19 protein-coding genes, 2 tRNA genes and 1 pseudogene are annotated in these 23,342 nt (G+C 30.0%); all 22 read right to left on the bottom strand.

Annotation, left to right across the window (positions count from 1 at the left end):
* Positions 1–125 precede the first annotated feature (125 nt).
* On the bottom strand, positions 126–1,253 hold the full coding sequence (gene tyrA, locus M9396_RS01545; RefSeq protein WP_250256843.1) for a bifunctional chorismate mutase/prephenate dehydrogenase: 1,128 nt from the start codon (positions 1,251–1,253) through the stop codon (positions 126–128).
* Positions 1,250–2,335 carry a 3-deoxy-7-phosphoheptulonate synthase gene (locus M9396_RS01550; protein WP_250256844.1) on the bottom strand — a complete coding sequence of 362 codons (1,086 nt, stop codon included), beginning with the start codon at positions 2,333–2,335 and terminating at the stop codon, positions 1,250–1,252. Before M9396_RS01550 ends, tyrA begins: the two co-directional genes overlap by 4 nt.
* Positions 2,336–2,826: 491 nt before the next feature.
* Entirely contained in the window at positions 2,827–3,177 is a 351-nt protein-coding gene (gene rplS / locus M9396_RS01555) for a 50S ribosomal protein L19 (protein ID WP_250242076.1), read from the bottom strand.
* A 5-nt stretch (positions 3,178–3,182) separates the two neighbouring features.
* Positions 3,183–3,950 (bottom strand): tRNA (guanosine(37)-N1)-methyltransferase TrmD, encoded by a 768-nt coding sequence (gene trmD, locus M9396_RS01560; RefSeq protein WP_250242073.1) that lies wholly within the window; start codon positions 3,948–3,950, stop codon positions 3,183–3,185.
* 26 nt (positions 3,951–3,976) lie between these two features.
* Positions 3,977–4,546, bottom strand: coding sequence for a ribosome maturation factor RimM (gene rimM / locus M9396_RS01565; RefSeq protein ID WP_250242070.1), 570 nt, complete (start codon positions 4,544–4,546; stop codon positions 3,977–3,979).
* The gene (gene rpsP / locus M9396_RS01570) at positions 4,543–4,779 is read right to left on the bottom strand and encodes a 30S ribosomal protein S16 (RefSeq protein WP_250242068.1); all 237 of its coding nucleotides are present in this window, start codon (positions 4,777–4,779) and stop codon (positions 4,543–4,545) included. The genes rimM and rpsP overlap by 4 nt, the downstream gene beginning before the upstream one ends.
* Positions 4,780–4,871: 92 nt before the next feature.
* Positions 4,872–6,233: a signal recognition particle protein gene (gene ffh, locus M9396_RS01575; RefSeq protein ID WP_250256845.1), complete on the bottom strand. Its 1,362-nt coding sequence runs from the start codon at positions 6,231–6,233 to the stop codon at positions 4,872–4,874.
* A 172-nt stretch (positions 6,234–6,405) separates the two neighbouring features.
* Positions 6,406–6,479: transfer RNA gene (locus M9396_RS01580), tRNA-Arg, on the bottom strand.
* 20 nt (positions 6,480–6,499) lie between these two features.
* Positions 6,500–6,591: transfer RNA gene (locus tag M9396_RS01585), tRNA-Ser, on the bottom strand.
* A gap of 153 nt (positions 6,592–6,744) precedes the next feature.
* Positions 6,745–6,930 carry a carbon storage regulator CsrA gene (csrA, locus tag M9396_RS01590; protein WP_250242062.1) on the bottom strand — a complete coding sequence of 62 codons (186 nt, stop codon included), beginning with the start codon at positions 6,928–6,930 and terminating at the stop codon, positions 6,745–6,747.
* Positions 6,931–7,117: 187 nt separating this feature from the next.
* Entirely contained in the window at positions 7,118–9,757 is a 2,640-nt protein-coding gene (gene alaS / locus M9396_RS01595) for an alanine--tRNA ligase (RefSeq protein WP_250256846.1), read from the bottom strand.
* 892 nt (positions 9,758–10,649) lie between these two features.
* Positions 10,650–11,363, bottom strand: a pseudogene (locus M9396_RS01600) (peptidoglycan DD-metalloendopeptidase family protein); the annotation flags it as partial.
* A gap of 890 nt (positions 11,364–12,253) precedes the next feature.
* Positions 12,254–12,727, bottom strand: a complete 474-nt coding sequence (gene ispF / locus M9396_RS01605) for a 2-C-methyl-D-erythritol 2,4-cyclodiphosphate synthase (protein ID WP_250242051.1) — start codon at positions 12,725–12,727, stop codon at positions 12,254–12,256.
* Positions 12,728–12,741: 14 nt separating this feature from the next.
* Entirely contained in the window at positions 12,742–13,449 is a 708-nt protein-coding gene (gene ispD / locus M9396_RS01610; protein WP_250256880.1) for a 2-C-methyl-D-erythritol 4-phosphate cytidylyltransferase, read from the bottom strand.
* 74 nt (positions 13,450–13,523) lie between these two features.
* A complete protein-coding gene (locus tag M9396_RS01615) occupies positions 13,524–13,799 on the bottom strand; it encodes a septum formation initiator family protein (protein ID WP_250256026.1) in 276 nt (91 codons plus the stop codon).
* A 365-nt stretch (positions 13,800–14,164) separates the two neighbouring features.
* Positions 14,165–14,800, bottom strand: coding sequence for an adenylyl-sulfate kinase (cysC, locus tag M9396_RS01620; protein ID WP_250256849.1), 636 nt, complete (start codon positions 14,798–14,800; stop codon positions 14,165–14,167).
* A gap of 13 nt (positions 14,801–14,813) precedes the next feature.
* Entirely contained in the window at positions 14,814–16,244 is a 1,431-nt protein-coding gene (gene cysN / locus M9396_RS01625; protein ID WP_250256851.1) for a sulfate adenylyltransferase subunit CysN, read from the bottom strand.
* A 9-nt stretch (positions 16,245–16,253) separates the two neighbouring features.
* Complete coding sequence (cysD, locus tag M9396_RS01630) at positions 16,254–17,168, bottom strand: sulfate adenylyltransferase subunit CysD (RefSeq protein WP_250242043.1); 915 nt, start codon at positions 17,166–17,168, stop codon at positions 16,254–16,256.
* Positions 17,169–17,184: 16 nt separating this feature from the next.
* On the bottom strand, positions 17,185–18,615 hold the full coding sequence (gene cysG / locus M9396_RS01635; RefSeq protein ID WP_250256853.1) for a siroheme synthase CysG: 1,431 nt from the start codon (positions 18,613–18,615) through the stop codon (positions 17,185–17,187).
* 301 nt (positions 18,616–18,916) lie between these two features.
* Positions 18,917–19,678: a phosphoadenylyl-sulfate reductase gene (locus tag M9396_RS01640; protein ID WP_250256855.1), complete on the bottom strand. Its 762-nt coding sequence runs from the start codon at positions 19,676–19,678 to the stop codon at positions 18,917–18,919.
* Complete coding sequence (gene cysI / locus M9396_RS01645; RefSeq protein WP_250256857.1) at positions 19,671–21,398, bottom strand: assimilatory sulfite reductase (NADPH) hemoprotein subunit; 1,728 nt, start codon at positions 21,396–21,398, stop codon at positions 19,671–19,673. Before cysI ends, M9396_RS01640 begins: the two co-directional genes overlap by 8 nt.
* Positions 21,398–23,218, bottom strand: coding sequence for an NADPH-dependent assimilatory sulfite reductase flavoprotein subunit (gene cysJ, locus M9396_RS01650; RefSeq protein WP_250256859.1), 1,821 nt, complete (start codon positions 23,216–23,218; stop codon positions 21,398–21,400). Before cysJ ends, cysI begins: the two co-directional genes overlap by 1 nt.
* Positions 23,219–23,342 lie beyond the last annotated feature (124 nt).

Consider the following 23,342-nt stretch of genomic DNA (forward strand, 5'->3'; position numbering starts at 1 on the left):
TATACGAAATAAATATTCAAATTAAAAATTATCTTATATAGAAAACTTTTGGATCTAAATAAATATAATTTAATCAAAAAATTTATTAAATATTATTACAATAATTATTAAAATTATTATTTGCGTTATACATTATCTTTATAATTATTAATTTGACGTAATATTTTACGACTTTCTTCCAAAAAAAGATCAGTATATGAACCAAACCAATTTTGAATTTTTTTAAATTGATCAATAAATTCTTGTTTTTTATTCCGTTCTAATAATATCAAAATCCTACCTAATCTTCTATAATAACGTTTAATTAATATAAGATTGTTTTCTGAATTCATGATGATGTCCGCATATAACTGAGGATCTTGAGCAAATAATCTCCCTATTGTTATTAGTTTTAATCGAAATGTTGGCGAAGAAATAGACAGCATTTGTTTTAAATTAACGTTTTCTTTTGAAAAATAATATCCAGTTACAAAAGTAATAAAATGACATAATCCTTGCATAATACTCATATATTGATCATGTTCTGTTGTATTGCAGAAATGTAACCTTGCACCCCACAATTGTATTTGATCTAGTACCCATTGATACGATTCTGGATAACGTCCTTCGCAGTAAATTACTACTTGTTTTACCATACTTCCATGGTCTGGGTTGAACATAGGATGTAATCCTAATACTGGACCACTATGTATGGCTAATATAGCGTTTAAGGATATTTTTTTTACAGATGATAAATCTACTATAATACAGTTTGGAGATAAATATGATAATTTACTAACTACATCAATAACTGAATGAACAGGAACGCTGATTATCACCATACCGGCATCTGTCAGAATTGATTTTGCATGTACCCAATCATCTTTATCTAAAATTCTTACTTTATATCCAGATAAAGTCAACATTTTAGAAAAAAATTGCCCCATTCGCCCTTTTCCACCAATTATAACAACTGGGCCTAAATTTGGATGTAACGTTTTAAATCCTTTTTCATTCTCATTATAATAAGATTCACTTATAATACGACGCAATATATCTTCTACTAAATCTGGAGAAATACCTAATTTTAATGCTTCTCGCCTCCGACAGGCAACCAGCATTTCTTCTCTATCTGGTGAATAAATAAACAATCCGTAACGACTTTTTATTTCTCCTACTTCAGAGACTAAAGAAAGTCGTTTAGATAATAACTTTAATAAATTCTGATCTATTTTATCGATGCTGTTTCGCAAAATATTTAGTTCCTTTGTCATACCATTCCAGCTCCTGATATACGATTGATAAGAAATGGTTTTAATTCTTTATGCAAATCATACAGTAAGTGTTTGGTTGTTTTCCAATCTATACACGCATCGGTAACTGATACTCCGTATTGCGTTATAGAAGATGATAAATTTATAGATTGATTACCAGAATAAATATAACTTTCAATCATCAATCCAATAATAGAACGGTTTCCATATTTAATTTGATGTGAAACGGACCGTGCTACATCAATTTGGCGACGATAATCTTTGTTAGAATTACCATGACTGCAATCTACCATTAATGCTAAAGGCAATCCTGCTTCTGTTATTTTTGTTTCACAACCAATAATATCTTCCGGATAATAATTAGGATTTTCTCCTCCTCGTAAAATTATATGAGCATTAAGATTACCTTTAGTATGCAGTGAACATACCTGACCAGATTGATTGATGCTAATGTAACGATGAGGCATCATTGCAGCATGTATCGCGTTAACTGCATTATTAAAATTTCCGCTAGTGCTATTTTTAAATCCTACAGGCGTACACAATCCAGAAGCTATTTCTCGATGTATTTGAGACTCCGTAGTACGCGCTCCAATAGATGACCAACTGAAGAGCTCTCCAATGTATTGTGGAATATATGGATTTAATACTTCAGTAGCAAGTGGTAACCCAATTTTTATTAATTTCACCAACATATGTCGAGCAGTCTTTAAACCTAATTCAATATCGTTGGAGCCATTCATATTCGGATCGTTAATTAATCCTTTCCAACCAATACTAGTACGAGGTTTTTCTAAATATACACGCATAACGATATATAATTGATCCTGCAATTCTGTTGATAAAGTTTTTAATTTATCAGCGTAATCAAAAGTAGCATTGACATCATGAATAGAACAAGGACCACATATCACCAGTAGGCGCGGATCGCGTCTATGAATAATATTCATAATTATATTTTGAGAATCCGCAATGGTTTTCTGTTCCAAATCTGTTACAGGAAATTGAGTTTTTAATTGCTCAGGAGTAATTATTGAATATGTGTTATTGACATAAATACTATTACGTTCTTTTTTCTGCATATTATTATCCTTAATATAATTAAGTATTATATAATAAATTCATGAAACTAAAATGATCATTAAAAAAAATAATTATATATATATCATATTATGATATATATATAAAACTAATGTAAATATAGTTTTATATTATTATTGTCAATAAATTATTATAAGTTGATTAACTGAGTTACATTTAATTTTTGAATTTATATGAGATTCTGTTAACAATATAAACACACGTATCTGTGTAAATGTATTATTACTCATCCACTACATAGTATGGAATGTAGTTTTTAAAATTTTAATACATAATATTATACTATTTTAATGATGCATGACTTTTTAAAAATTTAAATATTAAAATATTTTAAATTAATTAATTATATTATGAAAAATAAATATATTAAATGATTATGAAAATCGCTTACAATCAACAAAATGATTATAAAATTCTAAAAGATTAATATATGTATTAAGCTTATATTAAATTACTTTTAACAAAAAATGTATCATGGATTCATACGTACTTTGATTCGCGCTGATTTTCCGCTAAGATTACGTAAATAATATAACTTAGCACGACGAACGATACCAAATCGTTTAATTTTAATCTCTTCAATCACAGGAGAATGTGATTGAAATACTCGTTCTACGCCCTCTCCACTAGAAATTTTCCTTACAGTAAACGCAGAATGTAATCCACGGTTTTTAATAGAAATAACTACGCCTTCAAAAATTTGTAGGCGTTTTTTGCTACCTTCAATGACCCATGTTTTCACTTCCACTGTATCACCTGGATGTAAGTGCGGTATGTTTTTTTTCATTTGTTTTTTTTCGAAATTATTTATTGATTCGTACATATATATTATTTCCTAGTTTTTTTATTTAATGATAACAAGTATTCATTTTTAAATTCAGAAAGTAAATTTTTTTCCTCATCAGTTAATTGTGTATCATTAAGTAAATCCGGTCTTTTAATCCAAGTGCAACCCAAAGCTTGTTTTTGTTTCCAACGATGAATTTCATCATGATTTCCTGATAATAATACCGACGGTACTTTCATACCATCAAAAGTTCCTGGTCGTGTATAATGTGGACAATCTAATCTTCCTTTGGAGAAAGAATCTGATTCTTTTGAATCTTGATTTCCTAATACGCCAGGCAGAACTCTAGATATCGTATCTATTAATACCATTGCGGCTAACTCTCCTCCGCTAAGTATATAATCTCCTATAGACCACTCTTCGTCAATTTCCGTTTGAATTAATCTTTCATCAATGCCTTGATATCTACCACAAACTAAAATTAATTTTTGATGATCATATGCTAACTTATATACATATTTCTGCTTTAGCTTTTTTCCTTGAGGAGAAAGATAAATTACTTTAATATTATTTCCTAATTCATCTTTTGCTTGATTGATTGCATTTCTCAATGGTTCAATCATCATTAACATGCCCGGTCCTCCTCCATAGGGACGGGCATCTACGCTGTGGTGTCGATCATATGTAAATACGCGTGGATTCCACAATTTTATGGAAAGAATACCCCTTCGAATTGATCGACCTACTATTCCATAACGAACAATAGACTGAAACATATCTGGGAATAAAGTAATCACACCTAATAACATATTTTTTTATACTTTATTTTAAAAAGTTAAAAATTAGGATCCCAATCTACGGTAACAATACGTGCAACAAGATTAATATTTTTAATGACTCTCTTGATAAGAAAAGGAATAAGGCAATTTTTGATTTTACAAAGATTATATTGACACATTTTTACTACCAAAACATCATTTGCTGTAGTTTCTATTATACTGATAATATCTCCTAAAAGAACGCCCTGTACAGTGATTACTACACATCCTATTAAATCTTTCCAATAATATTCATCATCATTGATACATGGAAATTGTGTTTCATCAATAATAATATTGCAACGACTTAATGACCGAGCAGAATCTCTATTTGAGATTCCTCGTATTTTAACAATATAATGTTTTCCAATTAGTTTCCATTTATCTAAAAAAATTTCTTTCCATGTAGACTGAACTATAGTAAAATACGGACTATAATAAAACATATTATCATTGTTTTCGGTAAATGATATCACCCGTACCCACCCTAATATGCCATATGCACCTATTATTCTTCCTATTACTACGGGAAGAAGGGGCGGGGTCATAACAGCTTCTTTATCTATTGAATACTCATCATGTTTCATAAATTCTTTATTAATTTTAAAACACGATCAGATGGACTCGCTCCTTTGTGCAACCAATATTTTACACGTTCTGTATTTACACGTAATCCTGTGCGATTCCCAAATGTAATTGGGTTGAAAAATCCAACACGTTCAATAAAACGACCATCGCGTGCATTTCTACTGTCAGTAATAACTATGTGATAAAAAGGAGTTTTTTTATGACCTCCCCGTGCTAATCTAATTCTTACCATAAGTATGTAACCTTAAATTAATAACCAAAAAACCAATAGACTCATAATCAAGACTATGTATATATCTACCGATTTCAACAATAAAATATTTTTTAATTAATTGTAAATTTAGATGATATTTTATTTTTTAATGTACGTATCATGCGAAATATTTCATTTTTATTTATTTTTTGTATTGTAATACGTATATGATTAAACGTATTCAGTAACTTTGTGACATCCTGTACATGTACTCCAGAGCCATTAGCAATACGCTTCTTTCTAGATCCAGTAATTATTTTTGGATTCACACGTTCTTTCACAGTCATAGAGTTAATTATGGCTTCCATACGTACGAATGTATTGTCATGAGTATATGATTGAATACTCTCTAAGTTCACTCCTAGATTAAGAGGTAATTTACTTATTATTTTATTAATTCCTCCCATGCTACGTATTTGTTTTATATAACCTAAAAAATCATATAAATTAAAGTCTACACTGTTTTTATTAATATATTTTTTTTCTTTAACCCATTTTGATTGGTTATCAATATCTTCGATTAATGAAAGTATATCTCCCATTCCAAGTATGCGTCCAGCTATTCTGTATGAATTGAAAGGTTCTAATGCATCAATTCTTTCTCCTGTTCCTATGAATTTTATGGGTTTTCCGGTAAGATATTTAATAGATAAAGCCACGCCTCCACGTGAATCCCCATCTAATTTAGTTAAAATAATCCCGGTTAATGGCAAAGTTTTACTGAACACATTTATACTATTAATAGCTACTTGTCCAATCATAGAATCTACAATGAATAAAGTTTCTATTGGATTAACCAAGCTATGCATTTCAGATAGTTCTGAAAGTAAATAATCATCTGTATCTAAGCAACCAGCAGTATCTATTAACAAAACATCATAAGATAATGATCTTGACATAATGGATGCTGCTTTCAGTATATCAATTGGTTTATTTTGAACATTACAATCTTCAAAAAAAATTATATCTTCAGATTTTATCAATGATTTTAATTGTTGCACGCCTGCCGGTCTGTACACATCAGTTGATGCCACTAATATTTTTTTATTTTTTTTTATTTTTAAAAATTTCGCAAGTTTTCCGGTAGTAGTAGTTTTTCCAGACCCTTGCGCACCTACCATTAATATTATTGATGGTATTTGAGTGTTTAAATTTAAATCATTTGATCCTTCTCCCATAATTTTTACTAAAGAGGCATGCATAATTTTAATAAATTCTTGACCTGGAGTTAAATGTTTGTTTATATTGCTTCCTATTATACCTTCTTTAACTGTATTAACAAAACCATGTACTACGGGTAATGCTACATCTCCTTCTAATAAGGCAATCTTAACCATATTTAAAGTTTCTTTAATATTGTTTTCTGTTAAACGCCCAGAACCAACAATATTACGTATTGATTGTGATATTTTATTGGATAAGTTTTTAAACATCTCTATGACTCAAAATCAAAGCAAACACACGAATAAATTTATTATATATTCACACTGAATCAGAATAAACACAATCTTTAATATTCCTATTTTTTCATTGCAATGAAAAAAATTGTTTTTACAATTAATTAATTAAATTTTTTACTATTCAATAATTTTAAATAACACACAATACACCCGAGAGGATTCGAACCTCCGATCGCTCGGTTCGTAGCCGAGTGCTCTGTCCAATTGAGCTACGGGTGCATCGTCAGCTACTAACATAACAGTGAGGGAGGGATTTGAACCCTCGACACAGTGTTAAGAACCATATACTCCCTTAGCAGGGGAGTGCCTTCAGCCACTCGGCCACCTCACTGAATTCCTATTCAGTCCAATTATTGGCTATTTTGTTCTTTCTTATGATCAAAAACTCTTTGTTACATTACGTTGTTTTTATGTAATTTACAACTAAATTTTTTAATCATAAAATTACTATGTTTAGAAATTTATTTCAAAAAAAATAATAAATTTAGCACAAATTCTGTTCTAATTTTTCAGCTTTGATACGTTGATAAATTTCTTCTCGGTGTATAGATATCTCCTTGGGAGCATTTACACCAATACGGACTTGGTTCCCTTTAATACCTAATACAGTTACTGTAACCTCATCTCCAATGACGAGAGTTTCACCAACTCGTCGAGTCAGAATAAGCATTCTTTACTCCTTGAAAAATTCAAATAACCGAACTTCTTAAATTTTACTGTTTTTAAAATTTCCTAACAACATGAAATAAACATCTGCATATGATATTTATGCTTTTGTAAAATTTTAGCGCACCACTTTAAGAACGCATTAATAACTTTTTATTTTAAAACAACTTTTAATATAATTGTGCAATTATTTACAATATATTATGTAATAAGGAATTTACTTCAATAGATATTTTGGATGCAGTTGCCATATTGTTAATACCGGCTTGAGCAAAATCAGGTCTACCTCCACCTTTTCCACCAAGGATATTGATGATACACTGAACTAAAGATAAAGCATTTATACGATTACGTTCTATTAAATCTTTAGTTACAGCTGCTACTAAATTAATTTTGTTGTTTGTATTGAGATTAATAAGAACAATCACTCCTGATTTTAACTGATGTTTAATACAATCTGTCATATTAAATAATGTTTTTGGCGACATGTTGACAACCTGCTTAATTAAGATTCGTACATCTTTAATATAATAGATATCCTTAATGAACGATAAACTTTGTTGTATAATTTGTTGATTTCTTAAAGAATCTATTTCTTTTTCTAATTTTTGATAACGACATTTAAATTCATATATTTTACTTAATATATTCTTATCATCACTTTGAGTCGATTGAAAAATATTTCTAAGTAACATTTTATATTGATGTATTACAGATAATGCTACGTTATTAGTTACTGCTTCAACACGTCTAATACCAGCAGCAATACTACATTCTTTGGTAATTACAAATATACCAATTTCTCCAGTATGCTCAGCATGAGTTCCTCCGCATAATTCAGTAGAAAAATTTCCTATTTTTAGAACACGAACTTCTTTATCATATTGTTTATTTATCAATATTACAGCTTCACTATTTCTAGCTGCTTCTATTGGCATAATGTCAACTGTAATAGGAGTATTCTTCCAAATTTGTTCATTTACAATATTTTCTACTGTATTCATTTGTGTTGTCGTCATCGTTGCATGATGATAAAAATCAAACCGTAAGTATCGATCGTTTACCAAGGATCCTTTTTGCGTAACGTGAGATCCGAGAACTTGAGACAACGCAGCATGTAGCAAATGCGTAGCGGAGTGATTTAAAGAAATACATTTCCTTTTATGTTGATCTACTTGAGCGACTATTTCCTCCCCCACGCTAATAGTCCCTCTATTAACTATCCCTAAATGACCTATTGTTTGTCCATATTTTTTTGTATTAATAACCTGAAAAAATCCGGACATAGTATTTAATTGACCACAATCTCCAATTTGGCCCCCAGATTCTCCATAAAAAGGAGTATTATTCAGAATCACTATTCCTTCTTCTTTTGTATAAATTTTATTTATTGATTTATTGTTTTGGAACAATGCTATTACTCGGGATTTACAAATCAGTTGATCGTATCCAACAAATATGCTTGATATATTACAAAATGATAATTTTTCATAATTTATATCACATTTATTTAATTCTTTCGTATATTTTTTTTGTGTCAACATAGCTTGATCAAATCCTGCTTGATCTACGTGTATGCCACGTTTTAAACAGACGTCTTGAGTTAATTCCAATGGAAATCCATAAGTATCATATAAATTAAATGCTATTTCACCATTTAGACAATTTCCTTTTAATCGTATTAATTGTTTTTCCAATAATTCTAAACCTCTTTTTAAAGTATCTTGAAATAATTTTTCTTCACTAAGTAAAATTTCTGCTATAAAATCTTTCTTTTCATGTAAAGTATCGGCTATATGCTGCATATATTTAATAAGAGGAGAAACTAATTTGTAAAAAAAAATATCATTTACACCTAATCTTTTTCCATGAAGAATAGCTCTACGAATAATACGGCGTAATACATAACCACGTCCTTCATTAGCAGGAAGGACTCCGTCTTGGATTAAAAATGAACATGTACGAATATGATCAGCAATCACATACACAGATCTATTTATATAGATATCATTAATTTTCATGATTCGAGATATAGAAGATATTAATTTCCTAAATACATCAATAGAAAAATTACTATTTACTCCCTGCAATATTGAAGTAATACGTTCCAAACCCATTCCAGTATCTACTGATAACATAGGGAGCGATAAAAGATGACCACTTTCTTGACGATCAAACTGCATAAATACTAAATTCCAAATTTCAACATATCTTTCCCCAAATTCTTCTAAACTGCCAGGAGGCCCCCCTTGAAATCGATCACCACGATCATAAAATATTTCTGAACAAGGTCCACAAGGCCCGATATTTCCCATTTGCCAAAAATTATCAGAATCACAAAAATCATTTGTATTGTTACCAATTCTAACAATATGTTCATTAGGAATATCTATTTTCTTTGACCAAATATTATAAGATTCACCATCGCAATTATGCACTGTTACCCATAATTTATTTTTAGATAAATTGAACCAATTAACGTCAGTCAATAACTCCCAAGCAAACTGAATAGCCTCATTTTTAAAATAATCTCCAAAACTAAAATTACCTAACATCTCAAAAAATGTTAAATGTCTCTCAGTATATCCAACATTATTTAAATCATTATGTTTACCTCCAGCACGTACACAACGTTGCGCAGTAGCAACACGTTTAAATAATGGCTTATCAATTCCTAAAAATATATTTTTAAACTGATTCATACCGGAGTTAGTAAATAATAATGTTCGATCACTATTAGGAATCAAAGTACTGCTTGAAACAATTTCATGTCCTTTTTTTTTAAAAAAATTAAGAAATTCTTGACGAATATCATCAATATTTTTGTACATATAGATTCCATCATGGAATAAAATTCCATATATATAACTTGTATGACTATGTATTATAAACAATTTTCGAAAAGATAGAAATCAAAATCACAGAATATTATGTATATTTAAAATATATAAAAATTCATTTTTTACATAAACATCACTAATTATTACTAATAATACAATAATTTACTATTTTACAAATAAATTTCAAAAAAGTACAAAATTTAAAATTTTTATAAATAATTTTTTATGTTTATCTATAATAATGATAAGTATTTAAGTAAGGTATCAAACTATTTCCATAGATAATTTTAAAAAATGGATGTAATTTTTTTGGTTAATAATGTACGTTTGTGTTTATTAAATATTGTTTCTAACAACATTTCATTAGCATATGTATAGATATGTATTCCAATGTTATTTTGAAATAAATCAGAAGTATCAAAGTACATTAACACTTTTAATACAATATTCTTCAAATATCATTATCATTTTAAACATATTTTTTTTGCAACAACATGAACAAAATATAATGCAATTTTTCACAGTTACCATAACTTTATTGCCGTACTCAAATTGCGATAAATTTTATTGTTTTGATTAATGTCGTAGTCGCATAAAAACATTATTATGTAGCTCAATACTATATTTCATAAAATCAAACAAAGATGATCTTTCTTGCATGATTAACGTATATCAATAGATTTACATGTAATGTAGATACCTGAAAAATAACATATAAAATCATGCACATGTATTTTTACGTTAATAACTGACCAAAATTATTTAAACTAAAATATTTCAAATAATTATTTGATCAATTCAATCATAAAAAGTAATATTTATTTGTACAAATATAATATTTTCGTATATCCGAAATAAAATATTAATTTTTAATCAATTTAAATTACCTATGTTGGAGATAAAATAAAGGATCTACAGATTTTCCTTTATATCTGATTTCAAAATGTAATTTTACTTCATTAGTCCCGCTGTTACCCATGGTTGCGATCTTGTCGCCCATCTTAACTGTTTGCTGTTCATTAACCAAAATCATATCGTTGTGCGCATAAGCGCTAAGATAGTTATTATCATGCTTGAGAATAATCAAGTTACCGTATCCTTTCAATGTATTCCCAATATATACTACTTTTCCATTAGCGGTAGCCAAGATAGGCTGACCTAAAGCGCCGGATATATCAATTCCTTTATTACCTCTTTCAGAATCAGAAAAAGTATTAATAATAATACCATTTGTTGGCCAATACCAGTCCTTGATTGTTACTAAGTCTGACGTTGTTGAACTAGAAATCGTATTATAAGACATGTCCATATTAGAATAAGTATTGTTATACGTCCTAGAACAAAACAATTGTTTTTTAACAAAAAATAACATTTTTTTAAAAGCATGATTGCCGCTATTAAAAGGAATAAAAATTTCTTTTAAGAATTTTTCAAAATACAACCACATTGTATTACGATGTACTATTAAAACTTGATCTACTTTCAATACATTTGCATCTTTAATATTATTGATTTTTGCTAAATTTAAACAATTATTTCCCGTAATCCAAGCAATATAAAACAAAGTATCGCCCGATTTTACTGTATATGTAGACTTGCGATAAGAACTATAATTTGTATGATTGTACTTATGAATGGTAGCAACAGAAGGTATTTTCTGTGGATACCGTATATTTGTTTTTTTATCTTGAGACATATAGATAGTAACGTCAGAATTCAGGGATTGTGACGCGCATTTACTGTGGTATCTATGGATCTTATCACTAGAACATCCCTCTATAAATACAAGAACTACTATTATATAAATTATCGATCTGCTATCTATTAGCATAATAGATGTGCTAAACTCCTCTGCTCCCTGCTTATTTTCTATTGATAATTTATTTTTTTAAGAATCATACAATATACGAATAACACATATGCACTCGACATTAATATTAAACACATTTTATATAATCAAATAAATAACTCATAAATTTAACATACATTCCAATACATCGTATTGGTAGCCAAGTATATAATACTTACTTAATACACACAACAATAGAATTATTTTTAGTAATTTTTTAAAATCATTATTATATATTTTTAATATCTACACATTTTTTGTCTTATAGAAAAAAATCACTAGTGTATAGTATATATAAAAAAATAAATAAGTATCTTATAAAACTGGAATAATTTCGTATTTTTTATAAATCATTAATGTTTATATTCAATATACATGTCAAATATAAATGCCATACGATAATATATATCCTCGTTTTTATATAAAATCTGATGATACTGGTTATAGTAATTTGCTAATAGATAGTAAATATCAGAATATCACATACATTTTGTGTATCAATTTAGATAGAGTTAGTCACACATCATGATAACCGTAATAATAATTAAAATAATTCTTAGATAAATCTATCGTATCGATAGATTTATATGTAAACTATGAAATAGAAATATACGTATTTTATTATTTTAATAAAATATTTAACGTGTTAATAACACGACTGCTATACACGCAATACCTTCAGATCGGCCGATATATCCCAGTGTGTCAGTCGTAGTGGCTTTTATATTAATACTAGTTACTGAACAATTTAAGTCTTGAGATAAATGATGTTTCATCTGATAAATATATGTGTTTATCCTTGGGATTTGTAGGATTACGGTAATATCTATATTTTCTAATAAGAATCCTTGCATGGTAATTTTTTTCCAAGCAATTCGTAACAATTTTCGACTATCTATATTATTATATTTAGCATCAGTATCCGGAAACATCGACCCAATATCACCATAACAAGCAGCTCCCAATAAAGCATCGATTAGCGAATGCATCATTACATCGCCATCAGAATGCGCTTTAATTCCTTTCATAAAGGGGATACTTACCCCCCCAATGGTAAGCGGCCGACATCCTCCAAATTGGTGCACATCAAACCCATAACCAATACGTAACATGCTTACAATCCTTGTTAAGTTTCTTTATATAATTTAGATAAATAAAAGTTAGCTAATTTTAAATCATTTTGATGGGTAACTTTTATATTGTCAGAACGACCGTGTATCACAATAGATTTATATCCACAATATTCTACAGCTGATGCTTCATCAGTAACAGTCACTCTATTTTTTAAAGCTTTTTCAAGACAATATTTTAAAAGATCATAATTAAACAACTGTGGAGTTAAAGCATGCCATAAATTTTCACGATCTACAGTATATCTTATAAAATTAGTCCCACAGTAAGTTCGTTTAATAGTATTACAAATTGGTATTGCCAAAATGCCACCTACTTGAGAAAATTTTGTGATCTCAAAAAGCCGTAACAAATCTTCATGATGTAAACAAGGACGCACCGCGTCATGTACAATAACCCAAACTGATTTTTTTACATGCTGCAATCCAGCCATAACTGAATCAGCTCGTGTGTGTCCTCCAACAACTACACTAACTCTAGGATCGTAAGAAATAGATAATTGACGAAACCAACGATCACGTGCATTAATTACTACGATGCAATGACGAATACATGATTGACATAACAAGGCGTTCATGGAATGTTCAAGCAAAGTTTTATCACCTATGGTGCAGTATTGTTTCGGCAATAAACTTTTCATGCGTTTTCCAGTTCCTGCTGCTGGCAGGATAGCAGTAATGTATGGAATTTTTTTTTTCAACAACATATTTAGTATAAACACTTACATATATCAAAATAATTAAACCATCGTTGAACTTTATTTAATTGATATTGCTATCACAATGTTATTAAATAAAAAGTTTCACCGAGTTTAATCATACCAAGATCATATCTTGATCGTTCTTCAATTGCTTCATATCCGTGAAGTAAATCATAAATTTCATACAATAATTGATTGTTACGAACCTTCAGTTGATCAATATTATTAATATTTTTATATAATGTAATTGCATTATGAATATTTATTAAATCACAAATACCATTTTTTCCTAACCAAAGTGAGTATTGTAACCAAGTCAACAATGCCACCAATATACAATTCAACTTGTTCATTTTTTCGCCAATTCATTATATTTTATGTTGATTTAATCGATTATATTCACCATATAGTCAACTCGCTGTTACCGATAATGAATAAATATCTATTAAATAGGTAATTATGGTCCATTAAATATATAATTGTAGTTATTGATATAAACTTATAATGCATGTTAGAATAACTGGTTTAAAAATCATCGTAAACTATTATGATTTTATTATAAAAGAGTATTTCTTTTTTAAAAGATTTATTTTAATTATAAAGTATAAAACTGTTGCTATTAAAACAAAATAGTCTTTATTAAAGATAAAATCTAATCACCATAGAATATGCTTAATCATACAAACTATTAAGTATATAAATTTATATTACTTATCTATTAGATAGATAAGTCTATTTTAAACAAATGTTCAATACACGATGATCGCAATATTTGATTAATTAACTCTATGATCGATTTTTGACCATCTAAATATATATCTGGTTTTTTTGGTCGTTCGTAAGGAGAACTTATACCAGTAAAATTTTCTATTTCACCTGCTCTAGCTCTTTTGTACAAACCTTTTGAATCGCGTTGTTCACACACACGAAAGGGTGTATCAACAAATATTTCAATAAAATGATTGATAGGAAACATGTTACGTACCATTTGACGCTCACGATAATAAGGAGAAATAAAAGTAGCCAATACCACTACACCAGCATCAACTAGCAATCGCGCTGTTTCTCCTACTCGACGTATATTTTCATGTCGATCATGATCACTAAATCCTAAATCCCGACACAATCCATGTCGGACATTGTCTCCATCTAACATATATGTGCTGATATTTCTATGATGTAATTTTGTTTCTAAAACATTAGCTAAAATTGACTTACCAGATCCTGATAGCCCTGTAAACCATAATAATATAGCCCGATGTTTATGTAAAAGCTCACGATCTTGTTGTGTTATATAACAGGTGTTCCAAAAAATATTCTTGTTGGATATACGATTGATATTTTTATGAATCATAATATAATTGTCATCATGATAAGTCTTGGATATTCCAATGAGGAAAATGAAAACGAATAAATTCATGTAATGCCAATTCAAATTCACTATAATTTTTATTATGCTTAAACTTATGACGTGCGATAGGGGTGCGAACCATTCCAGCTCCTACAGTTTCATTGGTTAATAAATCAATAAATATCATGCTACCAGTTGTTGGGTAACGAGAATATTGATCTAGTATCAGTGGCTCATCGAATAACAACCTTACTAGTCCAATTCCATTGAGTGAAATTGTGTTTGTCTTTTGAGATTGCAAGGTATTAACATCTATTTGGTATTCTATATTTTTTACCTGCGCTCTTATAACTTTAGTAGCAATCTTAACATTAAAATATTGGTTTTTTTTTAATGCTTCTTTTTTCATCCATACCACATCTACCAAGGCGCTCTGAACCGGTGTAATAGTGGCATGAGAATCAATTATCATATCTCCGCGACTAACGTCAAGATCATGTTCCAAAGTTATAGCGATTGCCTCTTTAGCCCCAGCATGTGTTTGATCCGCATTAAATTTAATAATACGTTTAATAGTAGAAGTAGTATTTGAAGGAAAAACATTAATACGTTGTCCAACATGCATACTACCAGAAGCAATAGTGCCAACATAGCCTCTGAAATCTAAATTATGACGAATTACATACTGTACTGGAAAACGTAATTCTTTCTGCTCGAAGTGCAAGGAATCATTAATCTGGATATCTTCTAACATTTCCAACAATGTGGGTCCGTTGTACCACTTCATATTCGTGGATAATGTTGTAACGTTATCTCCGTCTACAGCGGATATCGGAATAAATGTTGTATATATCTCAGTCGATAAATGTTTCTTAGTAAATTCTAAATATTCTTTACTAATTTTTTGAAATATTTTTTGATTATAATTTATTAAATCCATTTTATTGATTGCCACTATAATATACTGAATACCTAGAAGTACAGTGATAAACCAATGCCTTTTAGTTTGACTCTGTATTCCTTTACGAGCATCAACTAATAAAATAGCCAATTCGCTAGTAGAAGCACCAGTAACCATATTTTTTGTATATTCTATATGTCCTGGAGTATCAGCAATGATAAATTTACGTTTTTTAGTAAAAAAATAACGATAAGCAACATCTATAGTAATGCCTTGTGCACGTTCCGATTGTAATCCATCTACCAGCAATGCTAAGTCTAATTTATTTTTTTGAGTACCAATTTTTTTGCTATCCGTATGAAGAATAGATAACTGATCATCATAAATTTGATAAGAATCATGTAACAACCGTCCTATCAAGGTACTTTTACCATCGTCTACGCTACCACATGTAAGAAAGCGCAACAACATTTTATGTTGTTGCGCATATAGATAATTTTCAATTCCTCCATGATCGATAATTTCCTGCTCTATGGTGCTAATCATAATGATCCTTTAGAAATAACCTTGGCGTTTTTTATTTTCCATAGATCCGGATTGATCAAAATCAATGATTCGACCTTGACGCTCACTTTTCTTAGATATTAACATTTCTTCAATTATTGTAGGTAATGTCTCTGCTTGAGATTCAATCGCTCCGGTTAATGGCCAACATCCCAACGTACGAAATCGTACCATACGTGTTTCTACAGTTTCTTCAGATGTAAGATTGATGCGATCGTCATCCACCATAATCAAATTACCATTTCTGTAAATTACAGGTCGATTTTTGGCTAAGTATAATGATACTATATCAATTTTTTCAAAAAAAATATACTGCCAAATATCTAGTTCTGTCCAATTGGATAAAGGAAATACACGAATGCTTTCTCCTTTATTAATTTTTCCATTATAATTATGCCATAATTCCGGACGTTGTTTTCTAGGATTCCAACAATGAAATTTATCTCGAAACGAATAAATTCGTTCTTTAGACCTAACTTTTTCTTCATCACGGCGAGCACCTCCGAAAGCTGCATCGAAGTTATATTGATGTAATGCTTGCTTCAATCCTTCCGTTTTCATAATATCTGTATGTTTAGCGCTACCATGAATAAATGGGTTGATTCCCATAGATATTCCTTCTGGATTTTTATGCACTAATAACTCTAAATCATAAGATTTAGCGGTATTGTCTCGAAATACATACATTTCATGAAATTTCCAACCAGTATCTATATGTAATAAGGGAAAAGGTAATGTGCTAGGATAAAATGCTTTTCGAGCTAAATGTAACATTACTGAAGAATCCTTACCAATAGAATATAGCATGACTGGTTTTTGAAACTCAGCAACTACTTCACGAATAATATAGATACTCTCTGACTCTAATCTATGAAAATAAGTAACATGCTTTCTATTGTGGATCATATATTGTCCTTTTAACTTATATCAAATTAATAATTGAATCAATAGGATAGTAATTCAATGCTTTTTGACCAAACCAATTGATTTTACTATGCAATGACACGACATCGCCAATAACTAACAAAGCGGGATAATCAGCCATTTGTGCCAATTTTTCTAATTCAATTAAGGTCCCAATTAAAATTTTTTGATCTTGATATGTCCCTCGACTAATTACGGCTACGGGAGTATGCATATCTCGCCCATGAATGATGAGATTATTCCTAATACTTATGGCATTAATCTTACCCATGTAAATTACTAATGTCTGTTGATTGTTTGATAAACTGTTCCAATTAAATTGATTATTGCCACTTGTATTGTGTCCTGTAATAAAAATAACGCTATGAGCATATTTTCTATGAGTTAAAGGAATGCCAGAATAAGCCGCAACACCGATTCCTGCTGTAATACCAGGAACTACTTGAAAAGAAATACCTGCTTCTGATATTGCTTGTAATTCCTCTCCGCCCCGTCCAAAAATAAATGGATCTCCTCCTTTCAATCTAACGACTTTATTTCCTTGTCGTGCTAATTGTACTATAAATTGATTGAGTTTTTTTTGAGAAATTAGACGATTTCCAACACGTTTTCCAACACAAATTTTATCGGCATCGCGCCGGGCTAAATCTAAAATATCTGAATTTATTAAATAATCATATAGTATAATATCTGCTTGTTGTATTACTTGCAATCCTCTGATAGTTAACAATCCTATATCTCCGGGCCCCGCTCCTACTAACGTAACATGACCTTTTTTATTATTCTTATTATTTCCAGAATTGTTAAGCGCATAGTTAAAAACTTTATTGGCTTCTTTAGGGCGACCTCGTTCTATTAAGGTAGCAACGTGCCCATTATAAAATATTTTCTCCCAAAACTGACGCCTGAGTACTGTATCTATAATATGCTGTTTTACTTGATTACGCCATGCTCCTGCCAACTTTGCTACGAATCCAAGAGACTGTGGTAATAACAATTCAAGTTTTTCACGTAAAATACGCACTAAAATAGGTGCTTTTCCACAAGAAGAAATTCCTATTAAAATAGGATTACGATCGACAATAGCAGGAAAAATAAATGAACATTTATTCTTGTCATCCACAGTATTTATTAAAATATTATGTTTTTCAGCATTTTGGTATATTAAAGTATTTAATTTAGAATCATTGGTTGCTACAATTACTAAAATTACTTTATCTAACATAATAGGTTGAAAATTTTTACTAATCCAACTGATATTTTGCGTAATTAAAAACTTTTTTAATTCTGTACAAAGAGCGGGCGCTACTATTGTAATAGCAGCGCCCGCTCTTTGTAGCATTTGTATTTTGCGCGCAGCAACAGTACCTCCCCCAACTACTAACACTGGCCTATTTTTGAGATCAATAAATATTGGTAAATATTCCATAGTATTATGTGATGCTTAAGTAATAATAAATATTAAAAAATTTTTAATGTACATATAATATAATTATACAATCACAAAAATTATAATTATGAATAATAGTTCATATTTTTCATTTTTTTAAATTTCATGCTCTACAATTATAAACATATATACTAAGATATTTTAATAATGACTAAAATATGAGAACACATACTATTCAACAGTATACTGTTGACAACTACCCATATTGTCCTGGAGGATATTATCATATAGTAATACAAATAAAGTTTAATCACATAAATATTTCATATAAATAATAAATTCACTCAATAATATGTAAACCACATTCACGTTGTAGTCCAAAAAAACGTGTATCTTCTTCTTTCATACCAGGTTCCCATTTTCTGCTAGTATGTACATCTCCTATTGATACATAACCTTGTTGCCACAATGGATGATATTCCAAAGAATGTTTTTCAATGTATCTATGAATCTGAAGAGAATTCCAATCAATGATAGGTAGGAATTTAAAAATTCCATTTTGAATGGTTATTATTGGCAATTTTTTACGACTATTTGATTGATGTCTCCTTAAGCCTGCAATCCATGTTTCCGCTTTCAGCGTCCTTAGAGCACGATGCATAGGTTCAACTTTGTTAATAGAATTGTATTGTTGGATTCCTTTTATACCCTGTGTCCATAATTTACCATATCGTGCTTCTTGCCATGCTGCAGATTGATTCGGAGAAAATACATGTAAATTTAATCGCATTTTTTCTGTTAATCGATCGATAAATCGATATGTTTCTGGAAATAAATAACCAGTATCAATTAAAATAATCGGAATATTAGGATAATAATGAGTGGTTAAATGTAAACTGACTGACGATTGAATACCAAAACTCGAAGACAATATTGCTTGTTTAGGTAAATATTCTATAGCCCATGTGAACCTATCTACCGTATTTAAAGATTCTAAATATTGATTTATTTTAGCTAAAATCAATTTTTGTTCATTAATGTTTAGTGAATTGAGTTCTGCAAAAGTCCAGCAATGATTAATAACGTTTAATAGTTTATTCATAAAAATCTTTTTCAGAATTTATAACGGCATTAACTATCCCAGATCTTACTACATAATCTCCATAAGATTCTTGATTATTTCTCTCTTGTGCCCAACGACTAATAGTCATATCGAGAATATTTAAAATATCATTTTCCGTGATATTTTCTTTGTACAATCGAGGAATACGCGTACCGATATTATTACCTCCTAAATAAAGATTATAACGCCCAATTGATCTTCCTGTTAATCCAATTTCTGATAACATCGCTCGAGCACAACTGTTAGGACAACCTGTTACTCGTAAAATAATAGCATCTTTTTCTAATCTATATTTTGACATGATATTTTCTATCTTAGTAACAAATTTTGGTAAAAATCGTTCTGCTTCTGCCATCGCCAATGGACAAGTAGGAAACGCTACACACGCCATAGATGCTTTTCGTTGCGGCGTAATATCATCATTGATTACACCATATTTTCTCAATGTACTTTCAACCATTAATTTATTGTCCTTAGATACTCCAGAAATAATTAAATTTTGATTTGCAGTCAATCTAAAAGAACCTGAATGTATTTGTGCAACTTCTGCAATCCCACGTTTTAACAGCTTATGGGGATCATTATTTGATATTCTGCCGTTTTCTATAAATAGAGTAAGATGCCAATAATCATCAATACCCTGTACCCATCCAAATCGATCTCCTCTATCCGTGAATACATAAGGATGAATTGGATGAAATTTTACTCCAGAACGACGTTCAACTTCTGATTTAAATGTTGTCACTCCAACTCGAGTCAAAGTATACTTTGTTTTAGCATGTCTACGATCAGATCTATCTCCCCAGTCTCTTTGTATTGTAACTACTGCTTCTGCAATTTTTAAAACATCTTTTTTAGAAATATATCCAAATGCGCTAGCTTTACGAGGATATGTGGTAATATCTCCGTAAGTCATCGCTAATCCTCCGCCTACTAATACATTAAAACCAATTATTTGATCAGTGTTTTCGCTTCTGATAGCAATAAAACTAAGATCATTAGCATGAACATCTACATCATTTATAGGTGGTATCGCAATTGCTATTTTAAATTTACGGGGTAAATAAGTAGCGCTTAAAATTGGCTCAGAATCTGTAGATTCTGTTTTTTTTGAACCTAACCAAATTTCTGCATATGCATTGGATTTCGGCAGTAAATATGAAGAAATACTTTTCGCCAATTCCCATACCTGATAATGTAATGTTGATTCCATAGGATTAGCCGTGCATATTACATTACGATTTACATCTCCAGCAGTAGCTATAGAATCTAATCCCAATTGATTCAATAAACGATGCACATTTTTCAAGTTAGGTTTTAATAAACCATGTAGTTGAAAGGTTTGTCGAGTAGTAAGACGTATCGTGCCATATAAAGTATATTTTTCTGAAAAATCATCGATAGCCAACCATTGTGTCGGCATAATCACGCCACCCGGTAAACGACAACGTAACATCATATTGATTAGTGGTTCTAATTTTTGATTTGCTCGTTCTACACGTACATCGCGATCATCCTGTTGATACATTCCATGAAATCTGATTAATTGAGCATCTTCTGTATTAAATCCACCGGTTAAATTATTATCTAAATTTTGAGCAATAGTGCCTCTTAGAAAGTTACTTTCTTGTTTGATTCGCTCATTATCGGATAATAACGGTATACTTTGATCATTGTTATTATTATATTTTTTGTTCATTAGTAAATATCTCTCTGATAACGATGTTGTATCCGCATGTTATGCCAAAATTCATCCGCTTTATCTAAATCCATACTCCCGTGTTTAGATGCTAACATAACTAAAGCCTTATTTACATCTTGAGCCATATGTTTAGCATCGCCACATACATAAATATGAGCTCCTTCTTGAATCCATGACCAAAGCTCTACGCTATTCTTTAATAATTTGTTTTGTACATAAATCTTATCATTTTGATCTCTGGACCAAGCTGTATCAATTTTGGTTAATAAACCATCTCTGAAATAACGTTGCCATTCAATTTGATAAAGAAAATCATCTGTAAATCTTAAATTTCCAAAAAATAACCAGTTTTTTCCTGATGCACTGTCTGCAGATCTTTGTTGCATAAAAGCACGAAACGGAGCAATACCTGTTCCGGCTCCAATCATAATTACTGGAACATTAGAATTTTTTGGTAGTCTAAAATTATTATTAGGTTCAATAAAAATACGTATTTTTTCATTTTCTTTTATGCGATCTACTAAATAACCACTAGCACCACCTGTTCTAAAACGTTTATTTGTCTTATAACGTACTACACTTACAGTAATATGTACTTCATCTCCTACCTCTGATTGAGCGGAAGAAATAGAATAGAATCGGGGTTTCATAGGGCGTAATACTTGCAATAACTCTTGCGGAGTTATTGCAATTGATACACGATGCATCATTTCAATAATAGGCGTAGTTAAAATAAATTTATTTAATTTTTCTGAATTGCAGAATAAATCCAACAACATTTTATCTTGAGTAATAGTGGCTATATTTTTTACAACAAAGGAAGTATTATGAGTTAATTCGTAATGTTTCTGTAATGCTTCACTAAGAGACATTGGTGCTTCTTGAACCCGTACTTGTTCTGTTCCTTTAAATCTTAATAATTCTAGTAACTCATTAATAAGATTAGGATCATTTTCATACCACACTCCTAACGCATCTCCTGGTTGATAATGTAAATCAGAATCAGCAAGATCTATCTCTAAATGATGCACATCTTTAAGTGAATCACGACTAGTAATTTTGTATCGGGTTGATAAACAAGCAATTAATGGATATTCTTTATTATATACAGTGTGATTTACTTGTTTAAGATTACAACTTTTATTATTTTGATTAAATATGGAAGTAGATATTCTTTTATTTTTTAATAAAAAAACTATTTTTTTTCTCCATACATTAGCTTCTTCTGTAAAATCGATATCGACGTCGACTCGATCGCATAATCGATGCGCTCCAAGCTCTTCTAATCGGTGATCAAAATCTTTGCCAGCTTTAGCAAAATATTCATATGACCGATCTCCAAAACTAAATACCGCAAAATGAGTATTTGGCATTTTAACTGCTTTATTGGAAAATAAATACCTGTATAACGCAATTGCTTCTTCTGGAGGTTCTCCCTCTCCATAAGTAGAAGTAATAATAATTAATAATGTTTCTTTAGAAATCTTCTTAAATTTGTAATCTCCAGCATTGAACAACATGACATCCATATTAATTGCATGAATATCATCGCGTAATTTCTCAGCTAATTGACGTGCATTTCCAGTTTGAGAAGCAGATATTAAGGTAATTGTTTTATTAAGACAAACACCTTCTATTTTAGTGTTTTCAGAAAAATCAGTTATTTTATTAGTTTCTGCAACACTTGCCAATCCCCATAAATATCCAGATATCCAAATCAGTTGAGAACTGGACAAAGTAACTAAAAATGATCGAATATAATCTAACTGTTCCGAAGTTAACGGTGTTATTTCGTTATGTGCTGTTTTTTTTATCATTAAATTAAACTACTTAATTTGTTGCACAAATAACAAATCTTACAATTTGATAAGGATGTGCATCTTTTTAAAATATTGATATGCCTATATAACCCAATTTATCTGGGTATTAAACAATACGAAT

Source organism: Blochmannia endosymbiont of Camponotus modoc (genome assembly GCF_023585785.1).
GTDB lineage: Bacteria > Pseudomonadota > Gammaproteobacteria > Enterobacterales > Enterobacteriaceae > Blochmanniella.